The 22,920-nt window shown below is 29.0% G+C and carries 17 protein-coding genes; 12 read left to right on the forward strand and 5 right to left on the reverse strand.

Annotated elements, in window-relative coordinates; all coding sequences use genetic code 11:
* Nucleotides 1-114 precede the first annotated feature (114 nt).
* Both ABCM86_RS05870 and ABCM86_RS05875 read left to right on the forward strand, forming a co-directional pair.
* Nucleotides 115-681, forward strand: coding sequence for a DJ-1 family glyoxalase III (locus ABCM86_RS05870; RefSeq protein ID WP_195930872.1), 567 nt, complete (start codon nt 115-117; stop codon nt 679-681).
* 119 nt (nt 682-800) lie between these two features.
* On the forward strand, nt 801-1,742 hold the full coding sequence (locus tag ABCM86_RS05875; protein ID WP_195930871.1) for a DMT family transporter: 942 nt from the start codon (nt 801-803) through the stop codon (nt 1,740-1,742).
* Between the two features lie 65 nt (nt 1,743-1,807).
* Here ABCM86_RS05875 and ABCM86_RS05880 read toward each other — a convergent pair whose 3' ends face one another.
* On the reverse strand, nt 1,808-2,749 hold the full coding sequence (locus ABCM86_RS05880; protein ID WP_195930870.1) for a TIGR01212 family radical SAM protein: 942 nt from the start codon (nt 2,747-2,749) through the stop codon (nt 1,808-1,810).
* Between the two features lie 348 nt (nt 2,750-3,097).
* Here ABCM86_RS05880 and ABCM86_RS05885 point away from each other — a divergent pair, with 348 nt between their 5' ends.
* From ABCM86_RS05885 to tkt, 3 genes are all read left to right on the forward strand, one after another.
* On the forward strand, nt 3,098-3,835 hold the full coding sequence (locus tag ABCM86_RS05885) for a GntR family transcriptional regulator (RefSeq protein ID WP_195930869.1): 738 nt from the start codon (nt 3,098-3,100) through the stop codon (nt 3,833-3,835).
* A gap of 184 nt (nt 3,836-4,019) precedes the next feature.
* Nucleotides 4,020-4,667 (forward strand): fructose-6-phosphate aldolase, encoded by a 648-nt coding sequence (fsa, locus tag ABCM86_RS05890; RefSeq protein WP_195930868.1) that lies wholly within the window; start codon nt 4,020-4,022, stop codon nt 4,665-4,667.
* A 52-nt stretch (nt 4,668-4,719) separates the two neighbouring features.
* Nucleotides 4,720-6,702 carry a transketolase gene (gene tkt, locus ABCM86_RS05895; RefSeq protein ID WP_295574533.1) on the forward strand — a complete coding sequence of 661 codons (1,983 nt, stop codon included), beginning with the start codon at nt 4,720-4,722 and terminating at the stop codon, nt 6,700-6,702.
* 157 nt (nt 6,703-6,859) lie between these two features.
* On the opposite strand, the gene ABCM86_RS05900 is transcribed toward tkt, so the two are convergent.
* Entirely contained in the window at nt 6,860-8,563 is a 1,704-nt protein-coding gene (locus ABCM86_RS05900) for an ammonium transporter (RefSeq protein WP_295676366.1), read from the reverse strand.
* Nucleotides 8,564-8,754: 191 nt separating this feature from the next.
* The gene (locus ABCM86_RS05905) at nt 8,755-10,845 is read right to left on the reverse strand and encodes a glutamine synthetase III (protein ID WP_195930865.1); all 2,091 of its coding nucleotides are present in this window, start codon (nt 10,843-10,845) and stop codon (nt 8,755-8,757) included.
* 493 nt (nt 10,846-11,338) lie between these two features.
* Between ABCM86_RS05905 and ABCM86_RS05910 the strand changes: the two genes are divergently transcribed.
* From ABCM86_RS05910 to ABCM86_RS05925, 4 genes are all read left to right on the forward strand, one after another.
* A complete protein-coding gene (locus tag ABCM86_RS05910) occupies nt 11,339-12,658 on the forward strand; it encodes a glutamine synthetase family protein (RefSeq protein WP_295732710.1) in 1,320 nt (439 codons plus the stop codon).
* Between the two features lie 22 nt (nt 12,659-12,680).
* The gene (locus ABCM86_RS05915; RefSeq protein ID WP_195931619.1) at nt 12,681-13,250 is read left to right on the forward strand and encodes an ANTAR domain-containing protein; all 570 of its coding nucleotides are present in this window, start codon (nt 12,681-12,683) and stop codon (nt 13,248-13,250) included.
* Nucleotides 13,251-13,291: 41 nt separating this feature from the next.
* Entirely contained in the window at nt 13,292-14,887 is a 1,596-nt protein-coding gene (locus tag ABCM86_RS05920; protein ID WP_295732708.1) for a CTP synthase, read from the forward strand.
* Between the two features lie 88 nt (nt 14,888-14,975).
* On the forward strand, nt 14,976-15,626 hold the full coding sequence (locus tag ABCM86_RS05925) for a diphthine--ammonia ligase (protein WP_195931621.1): 651 nt from the start codon (nt 14,976-14,978) through the stop codon (nt 15,624-15,626).
* A gap of 49 nt (nt 15,627-15,675) precedes the next feature.
* On the opposite strand, the gene ABCM86_RS05930 is transcribed toward ABCM86_RS05925, so the two are convergent.
* Nucleotides 15,676-16,944, reverse strand: a complete 1,269-nt coding sequence (locus ABCM86_RS05930; protein WP_295574548.1) for a hypothetical protein — start codon at nt 16,942-16,944, stop codon at nt 15,676-15,678.
* A gap of 135 nt (nt 16,945-17,079) precedes the next feature.
* Here ABCM86_RS05930 and ABCM86_RS05935 point away from each other — a divergent pair, with 135 nt between their 5' ends.
* Entirely contained in the window at nt 17,080-17,538 is a 459-nt protein-coding gene (locus tag ABCM86_RS05935) for a hypothetical protein (RefSeq protein ID WP_295676652.1), read from the forward strand.
* A gap of 97 nt (nt 17,539-17,635) precedes the next feature.
* Here ABCM86_RS05935 and pdaA read toward each other — a convergent pair whose 3' ends face one another.
* Nucleotides 17,636-18,463, reverse strand: coding sequence for a delta-lactam-biosynthetic de-N-acetylase (pdaA, locus tag ABCM86_RS05940; protein ID WP_295676650.1), 828 nt, complete (start codon nt 18,461-18,463; stop codon nt 17,636-17,638).
* Nucleotides 18,464-19,564: 1,101 nt separating this feature from the next.
* Here pdaA and ABCM86_RS05945 point away from each other — a divergent pair.
* Nucleotides 19,565-21,826 carry an ATP-dependent DNA helicase gene (locus tag ABCM86_RS05945; protein WP_343003681.1) on the forward strand — a complete coding sequence of 754 codons (2,262 nt, stop codon included), beginning with the start codon at nt 19,565-19,567 and terminating at the stop codon, nt 21,824-21,826.
* A gap of 53 nt (nt 21,827-21,879) precedes the next feature.
* On the forward strand, nt 21,880-22,827 hold the full coding sequence (locus ABCM86_RS05950; protein WP_195931547.1) for a calcium/sodium antiporter: 948 nt from the start codon (nt 21,880-21,882) through the stop codon (nt 22,825-22,827).
* The last annotated feature ends 93 nt before the right edge of the window (nt 22,828-22,920 follow it).

Genomic DNA, 22,920 nt, shown 5'->3' on the forward strand with positions numbered 1-22,920 from the left:
ATTATATAATTAAATTATAGTTGTAACTTTTAATTATTTATTATAATAATAACAAGAAAATAAAAATTTTACAACCTAAAAAGTTTTTATATAAAAGGTAAAGGAGACTTAAATATGAAAAAAATATTAGTATTTATAGCTGACGGATTTGAAGAAATTGAAGCGCTATCAGTTGTAGATGTACTTAGAAGAGCGGAGTTAAAATGTGATTTATGCTCTATAAAAGAGGAGTATGTTAGGGGAACTCACAACATAACAGTAAAATCTGATTGTATAATAGATAATATCAATCAAGATGAATACGATGCTATAGTTTTACCAGGGGGATTACCAGGAGCTGATAATTTATTAGATAAAAGAGTAAAAGATATGGCAATTAAATTTAACAATGAAGGAAAAATAGTTGCCGCTATATGTGCAGCACCACAAACTTTAGAAGCATTTGGAATATTAGATGATAGAAAGTGTACATCATATCCAGGTTTTATAAAAGGTAGAGATAAAGTAAATTATTTAGAAGATCAAATAGTTGTAACAGATAAAAATATAATAACTAGTAGAGGACCTGCTACAGCATTAGAATTTGCATTTAGAATATTAGAAGACTTAGGTTATAACGAAAAAGCAAAACAAATAAAACAAGATATGTTAGTTGATTTTTATGTAGAGCATATAAAATAAGAAAACATTACCAAAAGATTGTTTAATAGGAAATTGATATAGTGATTAGAGTGTGGATATTTTGCACTCTAATTCTATTTTTAGGAAAGTATTATAAATTCATAATTGAGGAGGAAATTATGAAAAATAAAATAGGATATTTTTATATTTTATTAGCCGGAATCTTTTGGTCTACCTTAGGATTTTTAGTTAGCAAAATTAGTGATTATAATTTTTCATCTGAAGAAATAGCGTTTTTCAGAATGATAGGCGGATTTATAGCAATTAGTATATATGGAAAGCTAACTATGCCTACAATGTTTAAAATAACAAAAAAGGGAATTTTATATGTACTTGGAATAGGGATAGTATGCCAATTAGTATTTAATATATCTTATATGAGTTCAATCTCTATGGTAGGTGCATCTATGGCAGCAGTTCTACTTTATGTTTCGCCTGTATTTGTAGCGATTTTTTCTAAAATAGTATATAAAGAAAAAATTAATAAAATAAAAATATTATCATTAGTATTTTGTGTAATAGGTGCATACTTAGCAGTAACAGGAGGTAAAATCCAACTAGAAGGTATAAATACAGTTGGTATTTTTGCGGGTATAATGGCAGCGATAACTTACGCAATGCTACCAATTTTCAATAAAAATGCATTAAAAGAAATGGATAATATAACTATGAGTGCTTATGCATTTTTAATAGCTGCGATTTTAATGTGCTTTAGAATAAATCCAGTAGAAACTATTTCAAAAATAGATTCTGTAAAAGTATTTGGATATATTGCTGCTATAGGGATAATACCTACTGCAATGTCTTATATAGTATATTCTAAAGGTATATTAAAAGGTGTAGAACTATCTATAGCAGGTGTAGTTGCATCAATAGAACTTGTTTTATCAGTTATAATAGGATGGACTTTGCTTGGAGAAGATTTCTCTGTTGTTAAATTATTCGGAGTATTATTTATGGTAGTGTCTACTTTTATAGCTGTAAAAGCAATAGAAGATGTTAAGGAAGAAATAGAAGAAGACAAATATCAAACTGAGACTATATCAGAATGTAGTAAGTAAATAAAAAAGACTTCACAAAATATGTGAAGTCTTTTTTATTTTAAGTAATTTATTGAAGTATAATGTTATTTTTTATAGTAAATTCCTTGATAAGTGTCTCTTTCTTTTAAAGTTCTGTCTATATCATTTAAAACTTCCCATTTTTTAAGACTCCACATAGGTCCTACAAGCTCATCACGTTTTCCATCACCTGTAAGTCTATGTATTATCATTTCAGGAGGTAGTATTTCAAGTTGGTCACACACAAGATTTATATATTCATCTCTATCCATAAGTTCAAATTGATTTTTCTCTAATGATCTTGCAAGGGCAGTGTCTTTTATAACGTGAAGTAAATGTATTTTGATTCCATCTACATTCATATCTGCAACTGCTTTTGCAGTCTCCATCATCATGTCGTAGTCTTCTCCTGGAAGTCCATTTATTATATGAACTATAACTTTTATATTTCTATCTTGAAGCTTTTTAAGCCCTTCTAAAAATGTATTATAGTCGTGTCCTCTGTTTATTTTTTTAGATGTAACGTCGTGTATAGTTTGAAGACCTAACTCGACCCATAAATTTGTTCTTTCGTTAAGTTCTGCTAAATAATCAACTACATCATCTTCTAAACAGTCTGGTCTTGTAGAAATTGAAAGACCTATTACATTTTCAAAAGATAGTGCCTCTTCAAATTTATCTTTTAATACATTTAGTGGAGCATAAGTATTAGTATAAGCTTGGAAATAAGCTATATATTTCGCATTAGGCCATTTTTTATGCATCATAGCCTTGATTTCTGCAAATTGCTCGCTTAATGGACTTGCTGGATTTCCAGCAAAATCACCAGAACCACTATTACTACAATAAGTACATCCACCTTTTGAAACTTTACCATCTAAGTTTGGACATGTAAATCCAGCATTTAAAGAGACTTTAAATACTTTTTCACCAAAGTTATTTCTAAGGTAGTAATTCCAAGTATGGTATCTTTTATTATCATCAAATGCATATTTAAATTTTGCCATTTTAATTCACCTTTTCATAAATATTATATTTTAGAGAATAATAAGAAATTATAGATATTAAATAATCATAATTTCTTCACATATATCTCAAAGAAATCTATATACTTAAATGTATTTCGTTAGAATACAGATTTCTTTATGATTTTTATTATATCATTTTAGTATTATATCATATTTAGGTTAAAATAATAAAAGTTTTCTAATTAATATTGTTTTTTGGATTAGATATGATATAATGACATCATGACAACGTATTAAATATGTCTTTAATTTCTTGACCAAAAGTTTTATCAATGGGATAATTATATCATTATTGATTAAAGTATATTTATTAAGAGAGGAAGAAACATGATAGATAAAAATAGTCCATTACCACTATATTTTCAACTACAAAACAAACTTTTAGAAAAGATAAAAGATGGTACATATCCGCAAAATAAAGCTCTACCGACAGAACATGAATTAATACAAAGCTATGGCGTAAGTCGTACAACTGTAAGACAAGCAATCGACAATCTAGTTAAAGAGGGTTATATTGAAAAACGTAGAGGTGTAGGAACTTTTGTTGCTGAAAGAGAAAAGCTAAATTCATGGGATTTGGGAAGTTTAAAAAGCTTTGAAGAAGCATTTAAAGAAAGTAATCATAAGATAAGAACAGAAGCACTTTCAATTAAAGCTATAAAATTAGATTCTAAATTACAACAGATTTTTGGAGATAAAGAAAAGGAAGTCTATGAATTAGAAAGAGTAAGATTTATAGATGAACGCCCAGCGATGAGTATTATAACTTTTGTGCCGGCCTCTATATTTTCCAATATGGACAGATATGATTTTTCATCTGTATCATTATATAAAACAATGTCAGAGGAATATAATATCAATATATGTTATGCAGAAAAGGAATTTAGAGTAGTTGCGGCGGGGAGAGAAGACGCTCAAAAGCTAAAACTTAAAGTTGGAAGTCCACTTCAAGAAGTGAGAACAATTACTTATGATGATAATAATAGAGTAATAGAGTATTCTATATCTAGAGATTCTGGGGACATTAGTACGTACAAAATTAAGTTAAAATACAGAGGTAAATAAAAAGTTGATGAAAATCTGTGAGAAATTACGAGTATTTACAAATTTCGACTTTTTACAAAATTAATATTAAAAAGATAAAGTTTATATCATATTTTATATAAAAAATTATTATATTTTTGTAGAATTTGGAATAATACATGTTATAATGATTATGAAATATGAAAACGTTAAGGAGGATTAAAACATGAGATTTTTTTTAGATACAGCTAATATTGACGAAATAAAAGCAGTGAACGACATGGGAGTAATAGACGGTGTAACAACTAACCCATCTTTAATAGCAAAAGAAGGAAAAGACTTCAAAGAAACTATAAAAGAAATTGCATCAATAGTTGATGGAGCTATAAGCGGAGAAGTTAATAGTGATGATGCAGAAGGTATGATAGTAGAAGGACGTGAAATAGCGGCAATTCATCCAAATATGGTAGTAAAAATACCTATGACAGGTGAAGGTTTAAAAGCTGTAAAAGTTTTAACTAAAGAAGGAATAAAAACTAACGTAACATTAATATTCTCAGCAACTCAAGCATTACTTGCTGCAAGAGCTGGGGCAACATACGTATCACCATTTTTAGGAAGATTAGACGACATATCTACACCAGGTATGGATTTAATAAGAACTATAGCTGAAATATTCGCAGTTCACGAAATAGATACACAAATCATAGCAGCTAGCGTTAGAAATCCAATACACGTTATAGATGCAGCACTTGCTGGAGCTGATATAGCTACTGTTCCTACAAAAGTAATTGAACAAATGTTAAAACATCCTTTAACAGATCAGGGGATAGAAAAGTTCAAAAAAGACTGGGAAGCTACATTTGGTAAATAAAAAAAATTGACCTTAGTTTTATCACAACGTTTTAATTTAATGGAGGAAATATATGAACAATTTAGATGTGAAATGTATTAATGCAATTAGAGTACTAGCAGCTGATGCTATACAAAAATCAAATTCAGGACATCCTGGATTACCACTTGGTGCTGCTAGTATGGCATACACTTTATGGACAAAAATGAATCACAATGGTAAAAATCCTGACTGGAAAAACAGAGATAGATTCGTATTATCTGCAGGTCATGGTTCAATGCTTGAGTATTCATTACTACACTTATTCGGATATGGAATAACTGTAGATGACATAAAGGAATTTAGACAATGGGGAAGTAAAACACCTGGACATCCAGAATACGGTCATACTAAAGGTGTAGAGATAACTACAGGCCCTTTAGGACAAGGTATATGTAATGCTGTAGGTTTTGCAATAGCTGAAGCAAAACTTGCTGATAAATTCAACAGAGATGGATTTAATATAGTAGATCATTATACATACGCTATAACAGGTGATGGATGCCTAATGGAAGGTATATCTTCAGAAGCTTCTTCACTTGCAGGTACATTAGGTCTTGGTAAATTAATATTACTTTACGATTCAAACAACATAACTATAGAAGGGGATACAGATGTAGCATTTACAGAGGATGTTGCTAAACGTTATGAAGCTTATGGATGGCAAGTATTAAATATAGAAGATGGAAACGATATAGATGCTATATCAAAAGCTATAGATGAAGCAAAAGCTGAAACTGAAAAACCTTCTATAATAATCGTAAAAACTCAAATCGGATATGGTTGTCCAGCTAGACAAGGTTCAGCTAAAGCTCATGGTGAGCCACTAGGTGCTGACAACATAAAAGAAATGAAAGAAGTAATGAAATGGGAAGCTGAAGACTTCTTTATACCACAAGATGTTTACACTAATATGGAAACATATATAGCTAACGGTGAAAATGCTGAACAAAACTGGAATGAGTTATTTGCAAAATACGAAGAAGCTTATCCAGAATTAGCAGCAGAATATAAAAAATGGCATGATTTAGATGTTACTGATGAATTATTAAATAGTGAAGAATTCTGGAAATTTGAAAAAGGATGTGCAACTAGACAATCATCAGGAGATGTATTAAATAGATTAACATCATTCATACCAAACTTAATGGGTGGATCTGCTGACTTAGCACCATCTAATAAAAGTGATATGAAAAACACTGGATTCTTCTCAAAAGAAGACAGAAGTGGACAAAATATACACTTTGGTGTAAGAGAGCATGCAATGGCTGCAATATCTAATGCAATAGCTGCTCACGGTGGACTTAAAGCTTATTGTGCGACATTCTTCGTATTTAGCGATTATATGAAAGGTGCAATGAGATTATCTTCTTTAATGAACTTACCAGTGACTTATATATTAACTCACGATAGTATAGGTGTTGGAGAAGATGGACCTACTCATCAACCAATAGAACAATTAGCTGCACTTAGAAGTTTACCAAACATGACAGTATTCAGACCAGCTGACTCAAATGAAACTGCTGCTGCTTGGTTCTACGCTGTAACAAACAAAACTACACCAACTTCATTAGTATTAACAAGACAAAACTTACCACTATACGATATAGATGGAAAAGTTGCTTTAAAAGGAGCTTATATATTAAAAGACTCTCAAAAAGAAACTCCAGATGTAATACTTATGGCATCAGGTTCAGAAGTTGAATTAATAATGGGTGCTGCTGATGAACTTGCTAAAAAAGGTATTGACGCTAGAGTAGTAAGTATGCCATCATTTGAATTATTCGAAGCACAAAGCGCTGAATACAAAGAAAGCGTACTTCCAAACGCTGTTAGAAATAGAGTAGCTGTAGAAGCTGCATCTTCTTTCGGATGGTATAAATACGTTGGTTTAGATGGTGAAGTAATCGCACTTGATCACTTCGGAGCATCTGCACCAGCATCAATATTATTTAAAGAATTCGGATTTACAGTTGAAAACGTAGTTGAAACTGCATTAAGAGTTGTAAATAAATAATTTTAAATAGAAATAAAAGGAGGAAAAATCTAATCTTGATTTTTCCTCCTTTTAAATTTAAAAAATCCTAGGATATGATACCTCTATCATAATCCCAGGATTAAATGTAATTACTATGACCTAATTAATTATAAATAGATTATAGTTAACTAGCATATTAATTAGCTTTTTCTTCTGGATATTGAAGGGCATCTACGCCTTCTTCACCAGTACGTATCTTAACTGCATTTTCTACAGATGATACAAATATCTTACCGTCGCCTATATTACCAGTATATAAAACCTTTTTAGCAGTATCTATAATAGTTTGTACTGGCACTTTTGCGACTACTATCTCAACTAATATCTTAGGATGTAATTCCATTTCTACTGCAACACCTCTATAATATTTAGGAGCACCTTTTTGAGTACCACAACCTAAAACATTAGAAACAGTCATACCCATTATGCCTATATCACTCAAGGCATCTTTTAAATCTTTAAATTTATCTTGATCTGTTATTATTTCAATTTTTGTCAATTTAATATCAGAAGCTACTATATCTGAAGAAGCACTTTTGCTTACTAGTTGTACTGGAACAGCTTTGTCAACAGATACTTTTTCTGCTGCAGTTTTTAATTTTCTAACTGTACTTGCTTTTGCAAAGTCAGCATATGCACTTGATAGACCATGTTCTAATTTATCAAGGCCGACGATTTCTTCTTCTTCACTAACTCTAAGACCTAAAGTAGCATCTATAGCTTTGAATAATATAGTAGTAGTTACTAAAACCCAAGCCATAACAGCTAATACACCTAAACATTGAACTCCTAATAGATGAAAACCTCCGCCATATGCTAGACCACCATCTACTGCAAATACACCTGTAAGAATTGTACCTATTGCACCACATGCACCGTGGACACCTATCGCACCGACTGGGTCATCTATTTTTAATTTTTGATCTAAAAATTCTATTACGACAACTACAGTTAGGCCTGCGACTATACCTATTATACATGCACCAATTGGATTAACTACTGCACATCCTGCTGTTATTGCAACAAGGCCAGCAAGTGAACCATTTAGAGTCATTGAAACATCAGGTTTTTTATATTTAACCCAAGTAAATATCATTGTTGTTACTGTTGCAGCAGCGGCTGCTATATTAGTTGTCACAAATACGCTACCTGCAAGAATTAAATTATCATCACCAGTCATTGAAGTTGTCGAACATCCGTTAAATCCAAACCAACAAAACCATAATATAAATACTCCAAGAGCACCAACTGTTATATTATGTCCTGGTATTGCATTTGCACTGCCGTCTTTGTTGTATTTTCCAATACGAGGTCCTAAAATTTTAGCACCTACTAAGGCTGCTAGACCACCTACCATATGAACTGCAGTAGAACCTGCAAAGTCTATAAATCCTAATTGAGAAAGCCAACCGCCACCCCAAATCCAGTGACCTGATATAGGATAGATAAATGCACTTATTGCAATTGAATAAGCTAAATAAGATTTAAATTTTGTTCTTTCTGCCATAGCTCCTGAAACTATAGTTGCAGCAGTAGCGCAAAATACTGTTTGGAATATTACATATGCCCAAGAAGTATAACTACCTTCGACACCATAATTACCTTGGATAAAAAAGTCGAGTCCGCCTATTAGTTTACCACTGCCAGCAAACATCAAACCAAATCCAAATATCCAAAAGACTAACGCTCCACAAGCGAAATCCATCAAGTTTTTCATTATAATATTACCTGCATTTTTTGCTCTAGTAAATCCTGTTTCAACCATTGCAAACCCAGCTTGCATAAAGAATACTAAAGCAGCTCCTAATAATACCCAAATCGTATCGACTGATGAATACATAATAAATCCTCCTAATAATTAAATTTTCATAATTTCCAATATAAAAGATAAAGCAAATATTGAAAAATTTATAAATCCTAAATACATAAGTTAAAAAGAAATTAAAGGCGTGTACCCACCATTTATCTAGATAGAGTACACGCCTTTGTGTAGATAGTATTTAGTTATGTTAAAATATGAATTTAAATATTTTATACGCTAAATAATAAATCTGTATAAGTTGGGAATGGCCAGTAGCCTTTTCCTACTAATGTTTCTAGTTCGTCAGCTATAGCACGAACTTCATTCATTTGAGATAATACTGTATCATGATAGTATTTAGCTAATTTTTCGCTATCATCACAATCTTTTGCACCTAAAAGAACTTTTTCTAAATCAGCAGTTTTCTTAGCTAAACAGCTACTTAGTGAAGAGATTTTAGATACTAAATTAGTTTCTAAAGATATATCTATGTCTGAAGATAAGTCTTTTTTAGCTAAAGCAGATTCTGTTAAATCTTTAGAATAATTACATACAGCTGGTATAATATCTTTTTTGATCATTTCAAGCATTGTAAGTGCTTCAATATTTATAGTTTGAGAGTATTTTTCAAGCAGTATTTCTTTTCTTGATTCTAATTCTAATTTAGTATATACTCCGTGTTTTTCAAATAATTTTATATTTTTTTCATCTGTATAATGAGGTAGAGCTTCTGCAGAAGATTTTAAATTTAATAATCCTCTAGATTCTGCTTCAACTACCCATTCAGGTGCGTAGTTATTTCCATTAAATATTATAGCTTTATGTTCTTTTAATATTTTCTTTAGTACTTCATTTAAAGCTTTATCTATATCGTCTTTTCCTTCGATATAATCAGAAACATAATCAAGAGATTCAGCAACTATAGTATTAAGTATAGTGTTAGGGCAAGCTATATTAGCAGTAGAACCTAACATACGAAACTCAAATTTATTTCCTGTAAATGCAAATGGAGAAGTTCTGTTTCTATCTGTAGTATCTTTTTTAAATGATGGCAATACACCGACATCTATTGCTAATGAATTTAAAGTTTCTTCATTGTATGGAAGGTTTTCTTCAATACATTTTAATACTTTTTCTAAATCAGTACCTATAAACATTGATAATATTGCAGGAGGTGCTTCATTTCCACCTAGACGATGGTCATTTCCAGCATCTGCAACTGATATTCTAAGTAAGTCTTGATTTTCATGAACAGCTTTGATTATTGCTACTAAGAAAGTTAAGAATACTTTGTTGTTTATAGGGTCTTTACCAGGGCTTAATATATTTTTACCTGTATCTGTTGATATAGACCAGTTGTTGTGTTTACCAGAACCGTTGACACCAGCAAATGGTTTTTCATGTAATAAACACATTAAACCGTGTTTACAAGCTACTTTTTTCATAACATCCATAGTTAATTGGTTGTGGTCAGTAGCGACGTTTGTAGTTGTAAATATAGGAGCTAACTCGTGTTGAGCTGGAGCAACTTCGTTGTGTTTAGTTTTTGCTAAAACTCCTAATTTCCACAATTCTTCATCTAAATCTTTCATATATTTAACTACTCTTGGCTTTATTGCACCGAAGTAATGGTCATCTAACTCTTGGCCTTTTGGAGGTTTTGCACCAAATAAAGTTCTACCAGTAAATTTTAAATCTATTCTTTTATTGTATAAGCTTTTATCTATTAAGAAATATTCTTGTTCAGGACCAACTGTAGTAGTAACTCTTTTTACATCTGTTTCTCCTAAAAGATGTAAAAGTCTTACAGCTGATTTATTTATAGCTTCCATTGATCTTAATAAAGGAGTTTTCTTGTCAAGTACTTGACCTCCATATGAGCAAAAGGCTGTAGGAATACATAAAGTACCATTTCTCAAGTATGCATAACTAGTTGGGTCCCATACTGTATATCCTCTAGCTTCAAAAGTAGATCTTAAACCTCCTGAAGGGAATGATGAACCGTCTGGTTCACCTTTTACTAATTCTTTACCAGAGAACTCCATGATTACTTTTCCATCATTAGTTGGACTTATAAAACTATCGTGTTTTTCAGCAGTAATACCAGTCATTGGTTGGAACCAATGAGTAAAATGGGTAGCACCATGTTCTATTGCCCAATCTTTCATTGCAGTGGCAACTACATTTGCAACTTTTAAATCGATTGGTTTACCGTCTTTTATAGTGTTTTGTAATGCTTTATAGACATCTTTAGGCAGTCTTTCTTTCATCACAGTTTCGTTAAATACTAAACTTCCAAATATTTCTGGGACTTTTGTCATAATAATTACCTCCAAAATTTAAAAATAAAAAATATTTAATAAATATAGACTTATACATCATCATATAATCTAATAATTACTTAAATATCTTGAAAAAAAGAAAAGCGCTGTAGGATACTTATAACCTACAGCGCCTTTGCTGTTTTAATTAACTTTATAAAAATATTGTATGCTTGATGGAATAATATGTCAATCAAAAATAAAGAGTTTTTTTTATTTTATATAAAATTAAAATTTTTTAATTTATAAAAATAAAAAGACTACATTATATGCGTGAAATTGCTATTATATATAATATATTACAAAAAATATCAGGAGAAATAGGAACCATATTATCAATAAGTAAATATTGACATGTATTAATAAATATTTTATAATTATCACATTGAACAAGGGTGTTCATTATAGGGTATGAATATTTATTTAATACCCTATAATGAGCGCCCTTTTTTGGGTGTATTAACAAAATTTAGGGGTAAATAGGAGGAATTTGATGGATTATAAAACTAGTGAAGTTTTAGGATTTATAGAGGAGAATGACATAAAATTTATACGCTTGGCATTTTGTGATATTTTTGGGAATCAAAAAAATATAACTATAATGCCTACTGAATTAAAAAGAGCATTTGAAGAAGGCGTTTCTTTTGATGCATCGGCAGTAACTGGTTTTATGAATGTAGAAGAGTCAGATTTATTGTTAATACCAGAGGCTAGCACAATGTATCTACTACCGTGGAGAATGCAACATGGCAGAGTAGTTAGATTCTTTTGCAATATAAAACATCCAGATGGAAGAAATTTCGAGGGAGATTGTAGAAATATATTAAAACAAGTTATAAAAGAGAGTAGAGATAAAGGGTTTGTCTGCAAAATAGGTTGCGAAAGTGAATTTTATTTATTTGAACAAGATGAATTTGGAAATCCAACTATGATTCCTTATGATAGAGGAACTTATTGCGATATATATCCAAACGATAGATGTGAAAATATAAGACGAGATATTTGTCTTTCGCTTGAAGAAATGGGAATAAAAACTACAAGTTCACACCATGAGCAAGGACCTGGACAAAATGAAATCGATTATGAATATTCAGATGCACTTACTGCAGCAGATAATTTAATCAGCTTTAGGTCGCTTGTAAAAACTAAGGCTTGTGAAAATGGGCTCTTTGCGTCATTTATGCCGAAACCTTTAAATATAGAGTGTGGAAGTGGACTACATATAAATATTTCTTTATATAAAGATGGTGTAAATCTTTTTAAAGATAAAAGTTCTGATAATTATAAATATACTAAAAAGTTTTTAGCAGGGATATTAAACCGCATAGAGGAAATTACTTTGTTCTTAAATTCATCTACAAATTCATATGCTAGATTAGGAAAAGACAAAGCTCCAAAATATATAACATGGTCAAAAGAAAATAGATCACAACTTATAAGAATACCAGCATCAAAAGGAGATAGATGCAGGATGGAACTTAGATCACCAGATTCTAGTTGTAATCCATATATAGCATTTGCACTGCTTATTAAAGCTGGGATAGAAGGTATAGAAAATAATTTAGAACTTTGTGAACCTAAGAATATCAATTTATTTGACATAGATGAAAATAAAGTAAACGATTTAAAAAAACTACCACAAGATTTAAATGAAGCGATAAATCTAGCAAAAGATAGTGAGTTTATAAAAACAGTATTACCACAAAAGACTATTGAAAATTATATAAATGACAAGAAAAAAGAGTGGGATATATATAGTTCAATAACTGATAAATTTAAAGCTGAAAAAGAATTATATTTTGAAGTGCTTTAAATTATAAAAAGGGGGGACCTATATGAGTTGTGCGCTGATAGTGTCAACGTCGGAAAAAGGAAAGAGCTTTTTTAGTGATTTAATAAAGACAGTTGGAATTTCCAATACGGTCACTGTTGGCAGTGGTAGTGAAGCGAGGCGTATATTAAATAGAACTGAATTTGATTTAGTTGTAATAAATGCTCCATTATCAGACGAATTTGGACATGAACTTGCAATTGCAATAAGTAAAAATTATAATACAGGAGTTTTATTAGTAGTAAAAAATGATATAGCTGATGCAGTTTCAGCTAAGGTAGAAGACTATGGTGTATTTGTTATAGAAAAACCGTTAAATAGACAATTTGTGTATAAAAGTATTAAGTATATATATATTTCAAGAAAGAAATTTTTAGGTCTTCAAAGTGAAAATGAAAGACTTAAAGTAAAAATTAGTGAAATTAGACTTATAGATAGAGCAAAATGTATTTTAATACAGTACTTAAATATGAGTGAGCCCCAAGCGCATAGATATATAGAAAAGCAAGCTATGGATTTAAGAGTAACTAAAAAAGAAATTGCAGAAAATATTTTAAAGACTTATGAAATGTAAGTAATTTATTAAAAATTTTTATTCGTGTAGGAGGTATTAGTATGTCAAAGTATGTATTTGTAACAGGTGGTGTAGTATCAGGCTTAGGAAAGGGTATAACAGCAGCATCTTTAGGAAGATTATTAAAAGCGAGAGGATTTAAAGTGGCAGCACAAAAGCTTGATCCTTATATAAATGTAGACCCGGGGACAATGAGTCCATATCAACATGGGGAAGTATATGTAACAGAAGATGGAGCAGAAACTGACTTAGATTTAGGTCATTATGAAAGATTTATAGATGAGGATTTAAATAAATACTCAAATTTGACAACAGGAAAAGTATATTGGAATGTGTTAAATAAAGAGAGAAAAGGGGAATATCTAGGTGAAACTGTCCAAGTTATACCTCATGTTACTAATGAAATAAAGAGCTTTATATACAATGTAGGTGAAAAAAGTGATGCAGATGTAGTTATAACTGAAATAGGTGGTACGACAGGTGATATAGAGAGTCAGCCGTTTTTAGAAGCTATAAGACAGGTATCATTAGAAGTAGGAAGACATAATTGTCTATTTATTCATGTTACATTAGTACCATACATAAAAAGTTCAGGAGAACATAAATCAAAGCCAACACAACACTCAGTTAAACAATTACAAGGTTTAGGAATTATGCCAAATATTATAGTAACTCGTTCAGAAGCTCCTTTAGATGAAGTTATTAAAAAGAAAATATCACTATTTTGTAATGTAAAACAAGACTGTGTAATAGAAAATAAAACAATAGATGTACTATATGAAGTGCCGATGATGTTAGAAGAACAAAATTTATGCGATATAGTTTGTAGAGAACTTGATTTAAAATACGATAAATGTGATTTATCAGATTGGACTAATATGTTGAGTAGAGTTAAAAATAGAGATAAAACTGTAAAAATCGCTTTAGTCGGAAAATACACTAAACTACATGATGCATATTTATCAGTAGTTGAGGCTTTATCTCATGCAGGTTATGAAAATGGTGCGGCAATAGACATAAAATGGGTAGATGCAGAAGGTGTAAATAAAGATACAGTAAATTCATTATTAGGAGATTGTCAAGGCGTATTAGTACCAGGTGGATTTGGCGATAGAGGAATAGAGGGTATGATTTGTGCTGCAAATTATGCAAGAGTAAACAATATACCTTACTTAGGAATATGTTTGGGAATGCAAATAGCAGTAATCGAATATGCTAGATATGTTTTAAATATGAAAGATGCAAACTCTACAGAATTTAATTTAGAAACAAAATATCCAGTAATAGCACTTATGCCGGACCAATTTGGAAATATAATGGGTGGAACAATGAGACTTGGAGCATATCCTTGCAAAGTAAAAGAAGGCACTATGCTTTATAAATGCTATGGAGATTTAAATATTTCAGAAAGACATCGCCATAGATATGAATTTAACAACGATTTTAGAAAGCAAATGATAGAAAATGGGCTTACTATAGCGGGAACATCACCAGACGAAAAGCTAGTTGAAGCTGTTGAAGTAAGTAATAATAAGTTTTATGTTGGAGTTCAATATCATCCAGAATTTAAAAGTAGACCAAATAGAGCAAATCCAATATTTAAAGGTTTTGTAAAAGCATCAGTTGATATGCTGTAAAACGTGGTATAATAAAATATATTTGATGTATAATCATAATAATTATTTTTGTATATTTGTAAATAAAAATTCAAAATGGGGTGAAGATATGGACAGTAAAAAATTTGTAATGTCGTATAGTGGTGGAAAAGACTGTATGCTTGCAATGCATAGAAAGATAAAACAAGGATGGACACCAGTAGCATTAATAACTACAGTAAAAAAAGATTCAGTAGATTCTTGGACACACTCAATAAATAAGAGGTTATTAGATAAAGCCAGTGAAAACTTAAATATACCGATAATATATGTTGAATGTGCAATTGATGATTATGAAGAAAAATTTGAAGAAAAGCTAATAGAAGCTAAAAAAATGGGTGCGACTACTGTAATTTATGGAGATATAGATATAGAGCTTCATAGACAGTGGGATATAGATAGAGCGACTAATGCAGGTCTTGATTATGAGCTACCTCTATGGCAAGCAGATAGAGAAGAAGTTGTACATGAATTTATAGATAATGGATTTAAAGCAGTAATCAAAAAAGTAAATCTAGAAAATATGAATGGAGACTTTTTAGGAAAAGTGCTTGATAGAGAGCTTATAAAAGAAATCAAAAAAACAGGATCTGATGCATGTGGAGAAAATGGAGAGTACCATACATTTGTCATAGATGGACCGCTTTTCAATAGCCCTATTGAATTAGATATAACAGGTAAGACTTTTTCTAATGGATATGGTATTTTAGATATAAACTAAAATTTATGTATAGAATAAAAATGTGCTATTTAATTTAAATAGCACATTTTTATTTGCTTTCTACCCAAATCGGAGCACTTATAGTTTTTTTGTTGTTTTCTTGAACTATTATTAAATAGTAATATGAGGATTTACAAAATTCTTTTAATGTAAATTCAGATTTTGTCAAATATGAATTACATTTTATATTTTTCAAAACTTTATTGTTATTGCTTATAATATAAATATTTTTGATTTTATTTTGGTAAGTTGAATCTATGGCACTTATATTAAAATTTAATTTAGATGGGTTTTTTATAATTGAGCCCATATTAGAACTATTTATAGTAAATTCTAAATTTAAATTTTGGTTATTTGATACATAAGTTCTTCTATTTTTTAAGCTATTTAAAATACTATCTTTATTTAAATCAGTTGCTAGAGTTTTTGTAAAAAACTTAGTACTTATAGGTGATATATGCCACCCGTTGTCTAAAGCTTCGTTATATATATCTAGATAAAACGGTGATGTTGAGTTTAAGTCATGGTTACTTATATCTATAGATGTAAATATCACATCTCCATAATTTGAAAACTTCATGTAATTAAAGCAGTCTAAGTCGTTTGACTTAGGAGTAAATGAACATATTAAATCATCTATATAAAATAACTTTTTATATAAGTTTTCAAGCTTTAATTTTGATATTTCATTATAGTTATCTTTTATATTATCATTAAATACAATAAAATCATTAGTATCACGAGGTATATTGATTTTATATGCGTTTAGAGATAAAGAAGCATTTTTTTTGTATTTTTGAATCGAATTAGTATTTTCGCCTATGGTATTTTTATTACTATAAATTGTGTTACATAAAATATTATAATCGCAGTTTATGTAGATATTAGGGGTATTTTGAATATCTATAAAATTCCCAGTAAAATTTTTATAAATAGGAGTACCAACAGTAAAATACCATTCTAATGATGAAGAATTACTAGATTTATCGCTTATACAAATCTTGACAATTTGTGTTCCTCTTTTAAATTTTTTATTAGGAGTATACTCTATATTATTGTTTGTTATTATAGCTTTATGTGTGACATCTTTGTTATTTACATATAGTTTTATTGATTTTAAATCAACGCCACTTTTATCATAAAAACTAGCTTTTATAGTTGGTTTAGATATTATATAATCTTGTGATTTAGTAGGCGTAATAATTTTAATTGTTGGAGGAGTATTATCTTTTGATATACTATTTAATTCAATTAAATCTTTAGACATAAAAAATACAAATAATATAAAAAATACAGCTATAAATTTATAAAATTTCATAATTTCGTCCTTTCAACAATAAAATATTTATAAAAAGTAATAATTATTTTAAAATAAGAAATCTTTTAAAAGTAGTATGCTCATATAAATTTTATAAATTCAATAAAATAAAAAATATATTCGGGGGGATTCGTTATGTTGGTCGATTTAATAGAAGTTAAAACAAATGAAAAAGAAGCATTGAAAAATTTTTTAAAGAAGATTCCGCTTTTGAGTAAGGTTATACAATTTAACAGAGGGATAAATGATATAAATTTAAAATATATAGAGTATAAAATTTTGAAATATAAAATAAATAACTACGAAAGCAGTATTTTAAAAAATAATTATAGAATAGTAGTTTTAAATACTTATACAGGATATATGAAATGTGTCGACGAAGTGCCAACTACAGTAAAAAAATATATAGCTAGGGACTGTATTCAAAAATCAAAGATAAACGAATATATTTTAAAAAATAAAATAAAAGGACAGTTAGAAAATCAATGTAAAAAATATGAAGATGAAAAATTAGTTTTAGACGAGATTTTGAGTATTTATAAGCCATTTTGGACTTGTAAATACAACGGCAAAAAGATATTTTTAGATGCATAAAAAAACTTGAGGAGTTTTTCTCCTCAAGTTTTTTATTAAATTTATTCTAGATAAAGCAGTCTATTGATTAGGTGTGTTATATAGGTTTATTATTAATTTAAGATTTTTTATTAGTTAAATAATCTAAACTCTTTATAGTATAACCTTCTTGTTCCCAATGAGTTAAAACTTCGTCTAGTATCTCTGCATTAGTTTGGGAATTAGAATGAAGTAGTACAATAGCTCCAGGGTGGGTTCTAGAGTAAATTTTATTTTTTGCTTCTTCGTGGCTAGGTTGATTAGAGTCATACCAATCTACATATGCAAAGCTCCAGAATATAGTTGAATATCCTAAATCTTGTGTGTATTTTAGAGATCTTTCACTAAATTTACCCATAGGAGGTCTGAAATATTTAGGCATTTCTTTTCCAGTAACGTCTTTATATGCATCAGCTACTGAAACTATCTCTTTTTTGAATTTATCTAAATCATCAATACTAGCCATAGAAACATGACTTTTTGAATGATTGCAGACTAAATGACCTTCATTTACCATTCTCTTTACCAAGTCGGGGTTATTTCTTATATAGCTTTCAACTACAAAGAAGTTAGCAGGTGCATTGTGTTTTTTTAATGTATCCAAAAGTAAGTTTGTATATCCGTTTTCATATCCAGCATCAAATGTCAAATATATAACTTTTTCATTTGGATCGCCTACATAATAAGTATTATAGTCCCTAAAAAAGTCGGCTTCTTTTATGGGGTCTGGTTGTTTATGGTCTTGTCTTGGATTAAAGTACCAATTATACTCAGTGCTGTCTAAACCTGTATCAAAGATTTGAGTTTTAGATTTATTAAATAAGTTTGAGTTTGTTATGGCGATTATTCCAAGAAGAAGAACAAAAAATCCTATAATAAAATAATTTCCAACATTGCTTTTTTTCAATGGAAATCCTCCTTACAAATTAAATTAAATTATTAATATTTTCTTAAAATTAGTAAAAAATATTCATGTAATATATTAACTATCTATTTATTAAAAATTATATCAAATTTAAATTTGTTAAGTTCCAAAAACACAAACTATTAACACTTATAACAAACATTTAAATTTTCTTAACATAAGTTAAATATATTAAGTCGTAAAAATTTATTTAAACATCAAGAATTATGTAGTAAAGTATAATTTAGAATATAAATTTAGGAGGGAGGAATCATTATAAATATTATAAGTATTGTAAATAATGTAGTATTTCTAGATATAAAATCAAGTGAAATAAATAAAATAAATAGCGAAATTTTAGAAATTGCAACGATAAAAATAGATAAAGAAAATAATATATCTACCTTTGAAACACTTATAAAAAACAATCACAAAGTTTCAAACGAAGTTTTCTCTCTTTATAAAAACTTTACACAAGAAGATTTAGATAAGGCACCTAGATTAGATGATATCAAATCAGATTTTTTAGATTTTATAGAAGACAAGACTATAATATGTCACGATAAAAAATTTAAAAAAGCTTGTATTGATTTTAATATAGGAAAAATAGAAAATAAATTTTTAGATTCTATAAAACTTGCTGGAGTTTTAGAACCATTTCATTCAGAATTTAATTTAGATTATTTAAAAAGTGAAATAACTACAAAGAAAGATAATAAAAAACAAGGTGGGTTATATGATGTATTAGATAATATAGATGTTGTAAATTCACTTATACTTAGATTTAAAGATAAATTAGAAAAAGAAGATAAACTCACACTATATCCGATTACTTTTGAGATAGATTCATACTTAAATAAGTTTTCACTTGAAAACTGGGAGTGGTCTGAGTTTATAAATAATGCAGACTATAGTTTAAGCAATAAGACAAAAACACTTTATATAGATGATAAAAAAACTAAGAAAAAAGATAATTTAAAAGAACAAGAGATATTTGCATTAATAGGAGAAAACAAGTCACATTATGAAGAATTATTAAAAGACAAAAGTATTTGGACAAGCAAAAAGGGATTTATATACGAGTTTAGACAAGGTCAATATGAAATGACTAAATTAATAAGAGAGACTTTTAACAAAAATACAAGTAATATAGCTTGTATAGAAGCTCCAACTGGTATAGGGAAAAGCGTTGGATATTTACTTCCGGCAGTATTAGAAGCTAGATATGCAAAAAAAAGAATAATAGTTTCAACAGCGACAAAAGAGCTTCAAGTACAATTAATACATAAGGACTTGCCAAATATAATAAATTCATTAGGTCTTTCTGGAAAGGTGAGCTACGGATATATAAAAGGAAAAAACAACTATATATGCAAAAGCAAATTTTATGAATATAAAAAAGATTATAACCCAGAAAATGCGACTTATAACGATATACTATCTATAATAATTATCGAAAATCTAATTAAAGATGGAATATATGGAGATATAGAAGAAATAAATTATCTACTTTTAGAGACTTTTCCAAATCTGCAAAGTCATATAAACAAAGTAGTATGTGATGTTGATTTGTGTAAGCCTAAAAAATGTTTTGAGAGTTGTCTTTATAAAAAGAGAGTAGAAGAGTTAAAAGACGAGGACATCACAGTAGTAAACCACTCATTACTTGCTAGATGGCCGTATACTGATGAAAAACCTATGGAAAATATTATAGTCGACGAAGCACATAATTTAGTTGAAAAGGGATATGATTTTTTCTCTGAAGAAATAGAATACAACGCCTTAAGACATTTTTTAAAAGAAATTTATCCAAGTGAATTTCATTCAAGTTCTAAATATTATAAAGATATAAAAGACAAGCAAAAGAGAAAAGTTAAACTTATAGATAGATTTTATTCTGAAATAAAATTAGATAGAAATATAAAACAAAAGATAAGTCACAATATAAACTTTACATTTGAGAAGATGGAAGAAATATTGAGTTTTGGATTAGATGAAGGATATTTTTCGCTTACAAATTATGATTTAAATTGGGAGATAAATCTCCAACAAGATGACAAAGTAGGTGTTTTATATAAAAATAATGAATATATACAAATGACGTATAGACCATATACTCAAATTATTAAATCCAACTTTGAATCTATACTATCAAATCTACAACAGATAGTAGTATTATTTGATAGAAATATAGATGAGGACTTAATAGACAAAGAAAGCGACATATATAAATATGGAAAATCTAAAATAAAAGACTTAGAAGATATAACAATAACTATTGGAAATTTCTTAGAATACGACAAAGACGACTTAATTGCGAGAATCATGACTATATCTGGAAAATACAATAATTTCAACTTAAAAGTAGTGCCACTTAATTTAACAGACTTATTTAGAGAAAATATACTATCTTCATTAGATTGTGGTATTTTTGTATCGGCAACATTAAGTGTAGATGATAAGATGGATTATTTTATAAATACATTAGGTATAAATCAAGTTGAAAATACTAAAAAAATAATAAAGCCTATATATAACTATAAATCAAGAGTTCAAGTTATAAATACTACGGATATAGGTGGTTATAAGGGCGAAGATTTTATTCCAAATATGGCTGATAATATTAAACAATATGTAAAACTAAGTAATTCTAATGTATTATCATTATTTAACAGTAAAAAGAGATTAGAAGATACGTACAATATTCTTGCAGATGACTTATATGAAACAAATATAAATGTGTATATGAATAAAAAAGGGATTAAATGTTTAAAAAATGCAGAAGATAAAAGCATAGTATTAGGTTCAAAAGGTTTTTTTGAAGGAGTAGATGTGCCGGGAGATGGTCTGGTTTTTGTAACTTTAGATAAATTACCTAACTTAAATCCTACAGATCCACTTTATTTTAGTATAATGACTAAGTTCAACAAAAATTACTTTGATGTAAACTATCCTCAGATGATAATCAAGGTTAAACAAGCTTTAGGAAGACTCTTAAGAAGCAAATATGACTATGGTGTATTTGTATTATTTAATATGGGAAATAGTACTTACATCAATAAAAGATTAGAAAACAACCTTCATGGATGTATTATAACAGAGGCAAATAGAAATAATATACAAAGATATATATATCATCATCTAAAAAAGAGCAGAAAAGAAGTAATAACGACACTAATCATAGATATCTTAAAAAACAAAGATAATGAAAATAAAGTAGATTTAGTAGAATTTATAAACTCTGAAATAAAGAAACGCTCGATAAAAGGCAGCGTAAAATACTATGAAGACAAAAGTGATAAGTTATTAGTTGAATATTATAATATAAAATATATTGTAGAAATTGATAAAATATGTAAAAATTAGAATGATAGACTTTGTAGAAGGGAGAATACTCAAAAATTTTTGAGTTGAAGACAATGAATTATATTTTATTATTAGTAGGATTTGTATTTTTAATTAAAGGAGCAGATGGCTTTGTATCAGGAGCATCATCAATAGCCAAAAAATTTAATATACCGCCATTGATAATCGGACTTACAATAGTCGCATTTGGTACTTCTGCACCAGAAGCTGCAGTAAGTGTAACAGCGGCATTAAAAGGTCAAAATGATATGGCGATTGCAAATGTAGTTGGTTCTAATATATTTAACTTTTTAGTTGTAATAGGTATAACATCTATGATTAAGCCTATTAAAGTCCAAAAAAGTACAATAATAAAGGAATTTCCATTTGTGATACTGGCGAGTTTTGTATTTTCAGTGATATCACACGATACTAGATTCCAAGATGCATCACAAAACATGTTATCTAAAGCAGATGGATATATACTGCTATCATTATTCGCAATTTTTATGTACTACTTAATTGAAATGGCATTTACATCAAAAGATAATGAACAACAAGAGGAAATAGAAGAAATACCGCTTAATAAAAGTATTATCTACAGTATTTTAGGAATAATAGGAATAATAATTGGTGGACAATTAGTAGTAGATAGTGCAAGTAATATAGCTTTAGCATGGGGCATGAGCGAAAACTTAGTTGGATTAACTATAGTATCTGTTGGGACATCTCTTCCAGAACTTGTTACAAGTATAGTAGCTGCTAGAAAAGGTGAGAGTGATATAGCTATTGGTAATGCTGTAGGCTCAAATATCTTCAATTTACTATTTGTTTTAGGATTATCATCAGCAATACATAGTATAGCAATACATCCAGAAGTATTTTACGATATGCTTATAATGATACTTGCGACAATTTTAACTTATATATTTGCTATTACTAAAAAATGTATTAATAGATGGGAAGGAACAGTTTTATTTTTACTTTATGTAATTTATTTAATTTACATTATAATGAGATAAATATAATAAATAAAAAAGACTTGAAGAGTTTTTACTTCAAGTCTTTTTATATATATGATGAAAAATTTTTAATATAATAGAGGTATAATATAT

It is taken from the genome of Clostridium sp. 2218st1_F5_2218SCRN_220325, from assembly GCF_039062665.1.
In the GTDB taxonomy this organism is placed as follows: domain Bacteria; phylum Bacillota; class Clostridia; order Peptostreptococcales; family Peptostreptococcaceae; genus Intestinibacter.